This is a genomic window from Arthrobacter sp. TMS2-4 (assembly GCF_054511075.1).
The window spans coordinates 271,890-281,927 of sequence record NZ_JBTNDI010000004.1 but is presented as its reverse complement, the minus strand read 5'-3'; the positions used below and the strand labels follow the sequence as shown (position 1 = coordinate 281,927).

The 10,038-nt window shown below is 67.6% G+C and carries 10 protein-coding genes and 2 pseudogenes; 4 read left to right on the top strand and 8 right to left on the bottom strand.

What is annotated here, in order from left to right; translation table 11 throughout:
• Both ACX80F_RS08315 and ACX80F_RS08310 read left to right on the top strand, forming a co-directional pair.
• Window positions 1-356, top strand: a pseudogene (locus tag ACX80F_RS08315) (hypothetical protein); the annotation flags it as partial.
• Between the two features lie 67 nt (window positions 357-423).
• Entirely contained in the window at window positions 424-804 is a 381-nt protein-coding gene (locus ACX80F_RS08310) for a helix-turn-helix transcriptional regulator (RefSeq protein ID WP_459335906.1), read from the top strand.
• On the opposite strand, the gene ACX80F_RS08305 is transcribed toward ACX80F_RS08310, so the two are convergent.
• From ACX80F_RS08305 to ACX80F_RS08295, 3 genes and pseudogenes are all read right to left on the bottom strand, one after another.
• Window positions 695-1,171 (bottom strand): DNA/RNA non-specific endonuclease, encoded by a 477-nt coding sequence (locus ACX80F_RS08305; RefSeq protein ID WP_459335905.1) that lies wholly within the window; start codon window positions 1,169-1,171, stop codon window positions 695-697. The two genes, ACX80F_RS08310 and ACX80F_RS08305, sit on opposite strands and share 110 nt — an antisense overlap.
• Window positions 1,172-1,233: 62 nt before the next feature.
• Window positions 1,234-1,296, bottom strand: a pseudogene (locus tag ACX80F_RS08300) (hypothetical protein); the annotation flags it as partial.
• Window positions 1,297-1,540: 244 nt separating this feature from the next.
• Window positions 1,541-2,479 (bottom strand): AraC family transcriptional regulator, encoded by a 939-nt coding sequence (locus ACX80F_RS08295; RefSeq protein WP_459335904.1) that lies wholly within the window; start codon window positions 2,477-2,479, stop codon window positions 1,541-1,543.
• Between the two features lie 81 nt (window positions 2,480-2,560).
• Here ACX80F_RS08295 and ACX80F_RS08290 point away from each other — a divergent pair, with 81 nt between their 5' ends.
• A complete protein-coding gene (locus tag ACX80F_RS08290; RefSeq protein WP_459335903.1) occupies window positions 2,561-3,367 on the top strand; it encodes a Rossmann-fold NAD(P)-binding domain-containing protein in 807 nt (268 codons plus the stop codon).
• Entirely contained in the window at window positions 3,364-3,795 is a 432-nt protein-coding gene (locus tag ACX80F_RS08285) for an anthrone oxygenase family protein (protein WP_459335902.1), read from the top strand. Before ACX80F_RS08290 ends, ACX80F_RS08285 begins: the two co-directional genes overlap by 4 nt.
• 155 nt (window positions 3,796-3,950) lie before the next feature.
• On the opposite strand, the gene pgl is transcribed toward ACX80F_RS08285, so the two are convergent.
• From pgl to tal, 5 genes are read right to left on the bottom strand one after another with little or no spacing between them, the layout of a single operon-like run.
• A complete protein-coding gene (gene pgl, locus ACX80F_RS08280; RefSeq protein WP_459335901.1) occupies window positions 3,951-4,766 on the bottom strand; it encodes a 6-phosphogluconolactonase in 816 nt (271 codons plus the stop codon).
• Window positions 4,756-5,700, bottom strand: coding sequence for a glucose-6-phosphate dehydrogenase assembly protein OpcA (locus ACX80F_RS08275; protein WP_459335900.1), 945 nt, complete (start codon window positions 5,698-5,700; stop codon window positions 4,756-4,758). Before ACX80F_RS08275 ends, pgl begins: the two co-directional genes overlap by 11 nt.
• Window positions 5,697-7,241 carry a glucose-6-phosphate dehydrogenase gene (gene zwf, locus ACX80F_RS08270; protein ID WP_459335899.1) on the bottom strand — a complete coding sequence of 515 codons (1,545 nt, stop codon included), beginning with the start codon at window positions 7,239-7,241 and terminating at the stop codon, window positions 5,697-5,699. The genes ACX80F_RS08275 and zwf overlap by 4 nt, the downstream gene beginning before the upstream one ends.
• A gap of 2 nt (window positions 7,242-7,243) precedes the next feature.
• Window positions 7,244-8,893 carry a glucose-6-phosphate isomerase gene (locus ACX80F_RS08265; protein WP_459335898.1) on the bottom strand — a complete coding sequence of 550 codons (1,650 nt, stop codon included), beginning with the start codon at window positions 8,891-8,893 and terminating at the stop codon, window positions 7,244-7,246.
• A 5-nt stretch (window positions 8,894-8,898) separates the two neighbouring features.
• Window positions 8,899-10,008 carry a transaldolase gene (tal, locus tag ACX80F_RS08260; protein ID WP_459335897.1) on the bottom strand — a complete coding sequence of 370 codons (1,110 nt, stop codon included), beginning with the start codon at window positions 10,006-10,008 and terminating at the stop codon, window positions 8,899-8,901.
• Window positions 10,009-10,038: the final 30 nt, after the last annotated feature.

Below are 10,038 nucleotides of genomic sequence, written 5' to 3'. Positions count from 1 at the left end.
GGGTGGGCATCAAGATGGCCCTCAAGATCGATCTCTACTACATCCCGACGCCGATCTCCCTCGCGGTCATCACCACCATCCTCACCATCGCCGTCGTCGCGAGCCTCATCACGACCCGCGGCCAGGAACGCCACGCACCGCCGGCACCGGCCGTCGCGCCCTTCCGGACGGCCGGGGCGGAGGAGATCGCCGCCCTCCAACCCCTCCGGAGCAGGCGCCGGCCCTCGACCAACAGAGACCACGACGTGATCGACGACGAAGTTGAGGTGGTCGCACGCCGGACGCCTCACCCGATGCGCGACCTCGACTCCGACGAGCTCACCGGCGGCGGTAAACCCCCGCGGAAGCGCTCCTAGCAGTACCCGGCGCGCAGGATCAGACAGAGTGAGATCAGACAGAGTGAGGCGGAACCGGGAGGATCAGATGAGCACTTCATTCGAGAACGGCGACGGGAACCAGGATGCGCCGTCCCTGCCGGCACCGTCCCGACTGGGGGCTGGCGCCCACCCGTGGACGTTCCTCACCAATCACGGGCACGTCCTGATCGTGGTGGCCGCGGACCCCACCGCTCTGGTTCACGACATCGCCACCAGGGTCGGGATATCAGGAAGGGCCACCCTGCACATCCTCAAAGACCTCGAGGACGCAGGGTACCTGCAGCGCATCAAGGAAGGACGGCGCACCCGGTACGTCATCAACGCGCACCAGCACTTCCGCCACCCGAGCCTCGCGCACCAGGAAATCGACGCACTCCTGTCGATCTTCGGACCGGCGCCCGATGCCCCACGGAAGGACAACTCATAAGAACGCGCCCGACTGCATTCCGTGGGGCCGGGTTGCTGCTAATCGGAAGCCGGATTCTGACAGGTCGCGATGACCCACGGCCCCCGGGAACCCCTGTCTTCGATGGGCACCTAGATATAGGCACGTAGATATGGACAATGGAAACGGAGGAGAGGCATGACCGATGGGAGCCGCCTGTTCGAGCCTGACTACCCACGACGAGAGCGGGGATCAGGGCCAGGCGACGGAGGTGGCGCCGACCGTGGTCGGCTGCGTTTTCCAGCAGGTAGGTTTCCAGGTCCAGCCACAGCTCAAGGCCCTGGTTGAACTTTGCCGCCTGCGGGGCAGCGTTGGTGTGGTGGAAGGTGTCCTCGTTCGCGGTCGCCACTTCGGCTCGGGTGTCGCCCAGACGGCTGAGGCCCGGCGGACGAGGTGCCCGCGGTCGATGTCGTTGCGGGCGTAGACCCTCTCGCCGGTTCGTTGATCCTCCGGCAGTCGCGGGTCCGTCGCCACTCGATTCCTGACCTGTCAAGGTTCATGAGCTTCTCACCGTTGATCCCGGGAATGACAGCATCCGTGGTGGAATCACCAGCCTGCATGCCCGCCCAGAACACCGGCAGCAGATCCGGCCTCGTAAAGATCGAATAGCCCGCCATATCAACACCCATTCACTAAGTGTTGCAATCATCGCAAGAACCCAGGGATCCCCTCACGTGCGTGATGTCAGTGGTTGTTGGTGATCATGTGAGGTATCCGGTCAGTAGTTCGGGGATAGCGTGGGGCGGTGTCGACGGAACTCTGATGGTGTTGCGCCCACTTGACGTTTGAAGGCAGTGCTGAAGGCGTAAGCGTTGTTGTATCCAACGCTGCGGGCGACGTCCTCGACCGTGGTGTCGAGGGAATGGAGTAGGTCTCCGGCTAAGGTGAGGCGCCAGCGGGTGAGATAGGTCATGGGTGGTTCGCCTACATCGGAGCGGAAGCGGGCGGCAAGGGATGCGCGGGAAGTGTTCACTTGGCGGGCAAGGAGTTCTACGGTCCATGGTGCTTCGGGTTCGGCATGAAGACACTCGAGGGCATGCTTCACCAAAGGGTCCTTGCACGTGAGCCAGGTCGGTGTCCGAGGGCGGTCTGAGTCGTCGATCCAGCTCCGGATGGTACTGACCACGAGGATATCGAGAAGACGATCAATCACCACCTGAGACGCGGGGTCATCATTAGCAACTTCGCGCTCGAGCAGAGCAAGGAGAGCGCCGTCGGCCCTTTCCTGCGGCACAACGAGCAGTCGGGGAAGGGCGCGATTGATGAGGCCACCAGCCTCGTCCGGACGCTCATACGTGCCAACCAGAAGCGATGTCTCTCCATCCGAGGTGTTGCCCCAGCGCCTGACCCCGTGTCGGAATTCATCCCGGAGGTCGCGGCCATCAACAGTGGTGCACTGCTGACCGGGACCGATCCTGATGGAGGGCACGCTCGCGACGTCGTCAGTCACACTGTATGGCTCTGGCCCGCGAATCAGGGCGACGTCACCTACGGTCAACAGCATCTCATCGACCCGAGCCCGGCCCCGAGTGACAGCAACGATGGTCAGGGCGGCGCGATCGTCGACGCGGACACCCCAAGGGGCACTCATGTGCATTGCCAGGGCGAAAGCACCCATAGCGCGAGGGCCGTCCAGGAAATGCGTCAAGGGGTCCATGCTCAGAAACCTAGACGATGACGAAGCAAATCCATAGCCTGAACCATTCCACGTCTAGCCACGCGCGTATGTACTTGGGTTATGACTACTCTCATTCTCGGCGGGCCCGGACGTTCCGGTTCCCGCGTCTTCGACCGTCTGACCGCTACCGCTGTGCCGGTCCGATTCGCATCACGTAGAACTGGTTTCGACTGGGAGAACCGTGAGACCTGGGTGAGCACCGTCCGTGGCACCACGGCAGCCTATGTCTGCTTCACTCCCGACCTCGCTTTTCCCGGAGTTCCCGCAAAGATGGAAGCCCTCGGTGTTCTGGCAGCAGAGGAAGGACTCAAGCGGCTCGTGCTGCTCTCGGGCCGAGGCGAGGAAGGCGCGAGAGCGAGCGAGGGAGCCCTGCGCGCGGGCGGGGTGCCAACCACCGTGTTGCGCTGTTCCTGGTTCCAGCAGAACTTCTCCGAACACTTCCTTGCTGGACCCGTTCGTCGCGGTCGGCTGCGGCTGCCAGCACCTGATGTACCAGAAGCCTTTGTTGATCTCGACGACGTCGCCGACGCCGCGGTGCTGGCCCTTACGCGCTCAGCCCCACTGGATGCTACCTACGAGCTATCGGGCCCGGAGCTGCTGACCTTCGCTCAGGCAGCTGAAATCCTCACTGAAGTATGTCGCAGGCCGGTGACCTTCGAATCGGTCGATGTGCCGACCTTCGTGGAAGATCTCGCCGCCGACGGGATACCAGCCCAAGAAGCCGAACCACTGGCACACCTCTTCACGGACATCCTCGACGGCCGCAACGCTTCACTTACTGATGGAATCCAGACCCTCCTCGATCGTCAGCCCTCATCCCTGCAGACATACGCGCAGCGCACCGTTGAAGCCGGAGGTTGGTCGTGATCCAGGTCGCCACAGTCGTGGGCGCAGGTCTCCTCAGCGGCGTATACGCAGCTTTCTCCGCAATGGTCATTCCCGCGCTACGGCGCCTCGACGACAAAAGCGCCACCGCCGCAATGATCCAGATCAACAGGAAGGCAGAACGTGGACCCTTCATCGTGATCTTTGGATCCGCCGCCGTGGCAGCCACGGGCTTGGCCATCACCGCAGCACCCCGAGGAAATATCATCGAACTGGTCGTCGCGGGGGCATCCCTGGCGAGCACAATCGTCACGGTGGCCGTCAACGTTCCACTTAACCGGCGGCTCGAACGAGACGGTTCAACCTTCTGGAACGAATACAGCCACCGCTGGACCACCGCGAATACAGTGCGCGCCACACTCGCCGCTACCGCTGTACTCGCTGCTGCCACACACTGGTCCCGCACCTGAACCGGTAACACCCAGAAGCGCCCGGCCTTCTGCGGAGACGTTCGTCTCGGAGAGTCGTCCCCCTGTGAAACGTCTCAGTCGTCGTGTCACTCGATGAAGACAGCTTCCCTGGCAGCTCTGACCCGACTGCATCCTCAGAAAGAGCCGCGATGCGGTCAGTCGGTCGTCTCGTCGTCGTGGTCGATGAGGCGCCCGGGCAGCTTCTGGGCCGCGTCCTGGTCGATCAGCCAGCGGGTCCTCTTCAGGCCCCTGGCGCCGGCGGCGGGAACCTGGACGTGCCCGGCCCCTGCCAGCGCCAGGCCCACAGCGCCGGCCTTGTCGCTGCCGCTCACCGCCAGCCACACCTCCTGCGCCGTGTTGATCGCCTCGAGGGTCAACGAGATGCGCTGCGGCGGAGGCTTCGGCGCATCGGGGACCCCGACCGTCGTCGTGCCGCGTGTACGGATCCCCGCCATCTCGGGGAAGAGCGACGCGACGTGCGCGTCCGGTCCGACGCCCAGGAGGAGGACGTCGAAGCGGGGCAGCCGGGGATCGGGCTGCTCGATGTCCTCGTCCGCGGCGAGCTCCGCCTGCGCGGCGGCCGCGAGCTGCCCGGCGTAGTCGACGGCCGCCGCGTCCTCGTCGCTGAACTCGTCCTTGGACCCGAACTCGTGGATCTTCACGGGGTCGACGGCGATGCGGTCCAGGAGGGCCGCACGCGCCTGGACGGCGTTGCGCTCCGGGTCCTCGGCCCGCAGGAACCGCTCGTCGCCCCACCAGAAGTGGACGTTGGCCCAGTCCACCGCGGTGTGCGCCGGGGACTCCACCACGGCCTCGAGGGCAGCCGTGCCGATCGAGCCACCCGTGAGGACCACGGTCGCGGTGCCCCGCTCGTTCTGTACGTCCACGAGCCGGGTGATCAGCCGGGCGGCGACGGCGGCCGCGAGCGAACCCTGGCCTGGATGGATGCTGACTTTCGGTTCAGCGCTCACTGGTGCGCACACTCCTTAGGTTGGTCCGGGCAAGGCCCTCCGTGACGACTTCGCCGAACACCTCGTCGGGGTCGAGGCGCCGCAGCTCCTCGGCGAGGCAGTCGCGCAGTCCGCGGCGTGGCAGGGAGATGCGCTGCACGGGCTGATGCGGCTGGTACAGCTCGGCGACGTCCTGGTCGGGGCGGTGCAGTTCGATGTCCCCGCCGCGCCGCGTCAGGCGCACGCGCCTCAAGCCGGTCCCGGTGGGGCCGGCGACGATCGTGACAGGGGCGTCCAGGGCCTTCGTCAGCCAGGCGGCGAGCAGCACGGTGCTGGGGGAGTCGGAGGCCCCCTCCACGGTGACCGCGGTGATGGGTTGGTCGCCCTGCAGTTGGTCCACGACCGCCGCGAGCTGGATGCGCCAGTTGGTCAGGCGCGTCCAGGCGAGGTCGGTGTCCCCGGCCGCGTAGGTGCTGCTGATGTTGAACAGCGCCGCCGTCGGGTCCTTCTCGTTCGCCGAGTCGGTGATCCGGCGGCGGGCGATGCCGCCGATCGAGGTCCGCGACGCGGCATCGGGCATGCCGTGGGGCCACCAGGCGACGATCGGCGCGTCGGGCAGGAGGAGGCCTGCGACGAGGGACTCGTTCTCCTCCGAGAGTTCTCCGTACCCGCGCAGGACGACGACCTCCGAGGCCCCGGCATCGCCGCCGACCCGGATCTGCGCGTCGAGCCGCGTCGGCTCGTCCGGAGACTCGCCGGCCAGGACGATGATGCGGCAGGGATGCTCCCGGCTCGCCTGGTTCGCGGCGTCGATCGCCTCCTCCTCGTACCCGGAGCGCGTGATCACGACCAGCGTCAGCACGCGCCCGAGGGCGACGACGCCTCCGCGGTCCCGTAGCGCCGCGAGTTCCTTCGACACCTTCGAGGTGGTGGTGTCGGGCAGTTCCACGATCATGGCCTTCTCCAGGTTCGTCCATCGGCTGCGAGCAGCTCGTCGGCGGAGGCGGGTCCCCAGCTACCCGGCACGTACGGCTCGGGCTGGGTACCGAGCGATGCCCAGTGCTCCTCGAACGGGTCGAGGATCTTCCAGGACAGCTCCACCTCCTGCTGGCGCGGGAAGAGCGGAGGCTCGCCGAGCAGGACGTCGAGGATGAGCCGCTCGTAGGCTTCCGGGCTGGACTCCGTGAAGGAGTGCCCGTAACCGAAGTCCATGGTCACGTCGCGGACCTCGGTCTGCGTCCCCGGGACCTTCGACCCGAAGCGGATGGTCACGCCCTCGTCCGGCTGCACGCGGATGACGACGGCGTTCTGCCCGAAGTCCTCCTCGTTGTGGTCCTGGAACAACAGGTTGGGTGCCCGCTTGAACACGACGGCGATCTCCGTGACCCGGCGGCCGAGCCGCTTGCCCGCCCGCAGGTAGAACGGGACGCCGGACCAGCGCCGCGTGTGGATGTCCAGGCGGAGGGCTGCGAAGCTCTCGGTCGCCGAATCGGCGGGGATGCCGTCCTCCTCGAGGAACCCGTTCACGCGCTCCCCGCCCTGCCAGCCGGCCTGGTACTGGCCGCGGGCCGACCGGCCGGAGAGGTCGGAGGGCAGGACGACGGCGGCGAGCACCTTCTCCTTCTCGGCGCGCAGGTGGTCCGCGTCGAAGGAGATCGGCTCCTCCATCGCTGTGAGCGCGAGGAGCTGGAGCAGGTGGTTCTGGATGACGTCGCGAGCCGCTCCGACGCCGTCGTAGTACCCGGCGCGGCTGCCGATCCCGATGTCCTCCGCCATGGTGATCTGCACGTGGTCGACGTACTTGGAGTTCCAGAGCGGTTCGAAGAGCTGGTTCGCGAAGCGCAGCGCGAGGATGTTCTGGACCGTCTCCTTGCCGAGGTAGTGGTCGATCCTGAACACCGAGTCCGGGGGGAACACCTCCTCGACGATGGCGTTCAGCTCGCGGGCGGACTCGAGGTCGTGCCCGAAGGGCTTCTCGATGACCACGCGGCGCCACTGTCCGTCGTCGGGCTGGGCCAGGCCGTGCTCGGAGAGTTTCTGGCACACCGTCTCGAACGCGTTCGGGGGGACGGACAGGTAGAACGCGTGGTTACCGCGCGTCCCCCTGCTCTGTTCCAGCTCCTCGATGGTCTCACGGAGGTTCTTGAACGCGTCGTCGTCGTCGAAGTTGCCCTGGACGAAGCGGATGCCGGCCGAGAGCTGTTCCCAGACCGTCTCATTGAACGGCGTCCTGGCGTACTGGGTCACGGACTCCCGGACCTGCTCCACGAACTCCTCGTCGGACCACTCGCGGCGACCGAACCCCACCAGGCCGAAGCTCGGCGGCAGGAGCCCCCGGTTGGCGAGGTCGTAGACGGCGGGCAGGAGTTTCTTGCGGGCGAGGTCCCCCGTCACCCCGAACAGGACGAGGGACGAGGGACCGGCGATCCGGCTCAGTCGCCGGTCGCGAGAATCGCGCAGGGGGTTGGCGGTTCTCGCCGTGGTGCTCTTCGGCATGCTCACCCGTTCCCGTGGTGGCCCTCGCCGGGTGCGGCGAGGGCGGAGATGACGTCCCGCAGCTGGGCGACGCCCGCCGCACGGTCCGTCAGGTGCAGTCGGAGCACGGGGCGCCCGTGGTCCGCGAGCACCTGGGCGTCCCCGGCGGCCTGTGCGGCGATGAGCTCCCCGAAGGTGAAGGGGCGCTCGGGGATCGCGAGGTCGCCGCCGGCCGCACCCGTCAGCTGCAGGTACACCCCGATGGGGGAGCCGCCCTTGTGGTACTGGCCGGTGGAGTGCAGGAAGCGCGGCCCCCAGCCGAAGGTGACCGGCCGGCCCGTGACCGCGGCAAGCGGGGAACGGACCGCTTCGAGGTCCGCCTGGGCGTGGCGGTCGAGGTAGGCCTGCACGGAGAGATAGCCGTTCTCCGGCAGGGTGGCCAGCAGCGCGCTGAGCGCCCCGGCGACCGTCCGCGAGGAGCCGAGGAGTCCGGCATCGCCGCGCACCTCGACCGCGCCGTCGACGAAGGCGGCCGGAGCCGGCTCCGGCTGCGCGTCGAGCAGTCCCCGTGCGGCCGTCTTGGCGGCCTCGACGTCGGGCTGGTCGAAGGGGTTGATGCCCAGCAGCCGGCCGGCGACGGCGACGGCGTACTCCCAGACGAACAGCTGGCTGCCGAGGGTGCCGCTGACGGTGAGGCGCGTGCCTTCTGCCGGCTCGTCGCCGGCGGCCTCGTCGAGCGGGGCGAGGAGCACGGGCAGGACGTCCTCCGCCACATCGGCCAGCTCCGGTGCTTCGACGGCGGCGACGACGGGAAGCAGGCCGGTGCCGAGCTTCCCGGTCGATTCGGCGATGAGCTGTTCGGCCCAGTCGGCGAAGCCCGGCAGACCCGAACCGGCATCCGCGAAGACGATCTTGTCCCGTAGCGGGAGGGTGCCGCCCAGGACGGCACCGAGCTGCAGGCCCACGTTGTCCTCGACGTCGTCGGCCAGGAATTCCGCGCTGTCCTCCGCGTCGGTCAGCAGCGTCTCGAGGTCCGCACCGGCGAGGCCGGACGGCACCAGCCCGAACGCGGTGAGGGCAGAGTAGCGGCCGCCGACGTTCGGGTCGGCGTTGAACACCTTCCGGTAGCCGGCCTTCCTCGACGCCTCGTCCAGCGGCGACCCGGGGTCGGTCACGATGACGATCCGCGAGGCGGCGTCGAGGCCGGCGTCCGTGAACGCCTGTTCGAACACCCGGCGCTGCGAGTCGGTCTCGACCGTGGATCCGGACTTCGAGGACACGACGATCGCGGTGCGCTCAAGATCTTCCCCGAGGGCGGCGCGCACCTGGTCGGGGTCGGTGGCGTCCAGGACCACGAGCGGCACACCCGCGGCCTTGGTGATGACCTCCGGGGCGAGCGAGGATCCGCCCATGCCGCAGAGCACGATCCGGTCGACACCCTCCGCCGCGAGGTCTGCGCGGAGTGCCGTGATCTCCGGCAGGAGCGCGCGCGAGCGGTCGAAGAGGTCGATCCAGCCGAGACGCACGGACGCCTCCGCTTCGGCGTCGGCGCCCCAGAGCGTGGCGTCCTTCGCCATCAGGCGGGAGGCGAAGCGTTCCTTCACGAGTGCCGGCACGGCCGATTCGACCGCTGCGAGGGCGGCGCCGGTCGCGGTCAGTGCGAATGAGCCCATCGGGATCAGCCCTTCGCCGCGTCGAGGGCGCCCTGGACGGTCTCCAGGAGCTCGGTCCAGCTGGCGACGAACTTGTCGAGGCCTTCGGTCTCGAGCTGCTCGACGACCTCGTCGTAGGAGATGCCGAGCGCGTCGAGCCCGTTCAGGATCTCGTTGGACTCGTCGTAGGTGCCGGTGACGGTATCGCCCTCGATGACGCCGTGGTCCGCGGTGGCCTCCAGGGTCTTCTCGGGCATGGTGTTGACGACGTTCGGCGCGACGAGCCCGGTGACGTAGAGCGTGTCCGGAAGGTTCGGGTCCTTGACGCCGGTGGAGGCCCAGAGGGGGCGCTGTGCATTCGCCCCGGCACTCTTCAGGACCTGCCAGCGCTCCGAGGAGAACTGCTCCTGGAAGACCTGGTAGGCGAGGCGGGCGTTGGCGAGCCCTGCCTTGCCCTTGAGCGCCGTCGCCTCGTCCGTACCGATCGCGTCGAGCCGTCCATCGATCTCGGCGTCGACGCGGGAGACGAAGAACGAGGCGACGGACGTGATCTTGGTCAGATCGTGGCCGTTCTCCTTCGCCTGCTCCAGCCCGATCATGAACGCGTTGATGACCGCGCGGTAGCGCTCGAGGGAGAAGATCAGAGTGACGTTGACGCTGATCCCGGCGGCAAGGGTCGAGGAGATCGCCTCCAGGCCCGCCACCGTCGCGGGGATCTTGATGAGGACGTTGGTGCGCTGCACCTTCGCGTGCAGACGCTTGGCCTCGGCGATCGTGCCCTGGGTGTCGCGGGAGAGCCGCGGGTCGACCTCGATGGAGACGCGGCCGTCGGCACCGTTGGTGCGCTTGGCCTCTGCCGCGAAGATGTCGCAGGCCTGGGCGACGTCGTGGGTGGTGATGTCGAAGACGGCCTGATCGACGTCCGCGCCGGCCTCGGCGAGGGCGCCCACCTGGGAGGCGTAGGACTCGCCCTGCTTCAGGGCCGCCGCGAAGATGCTCGGGTTGGTGGTGACGCCGACGACGTTCAGGTCCTCGATGAGGTGCTTGAAGGCACCGGAGTTGATGCGCTCGCGTGAGAGGTCGTCCAGCCAGATGGAGACGCCGGCGGCCGAGAGATCAGCTGTGGGGGTAGTCATGATGAATGCTCCTTGTCCGCTTCCGCGGAA

Excerpts from the sequence above, each read along its gene's own strand:
- ACX80F_RS08310 (WP_459335906.1), top strand. The coding sequence starts at position 424 with ATGAGCACTTCATTCGAGAACGGCGACGGGAACCAGGATGCGCCGTCC.
- ACX80F_RS08295 (WP_459335904.1), bottom strand. The coding sequence starts at position 2,479 with ATGGACCCCTTGACGCATTTCCTGGACGGCCCTCGCGCTATGGGTGCT.
- ACX80F_RS08290 (WP_459335903.1), top strand. The coding sequence starts at position 2,561 with ATGACTACTCTCATTCTCGGCGGGCCCGGACGTTCCGGTTCCCGCGTC.
- ACX80F_RS08275 (WP_459335900.1), bottom strand. The coding sequence starts at position 5,700 with ATGATCGTGGAACTGCCCGACACCACCACCTCGAAGGTGTCGAAGGAA.
- zwf (WP_459335899.1), bottom strand. The coding sequence starts at position 7,241 with ATGCCGAAGAGCACCACGGCGAGAACCGCCAACCCCCTGCGCGATTCT.
- ACX80F_RS08265 (WP_459335898.1), bottom strand. The coding sequence starts at position 8,893 with ATGGGCTCATTCGCACTGACCGCGACCGGCGCCGCCCTCGCAGCGGTC.
- tal (WP_459335897.1), bottom strand. The coding sequence starts at position 10,008 with ATGACTACCCCCACAGCTGATCTCTCGGCCGCCGGCGTCTCCATCTGG.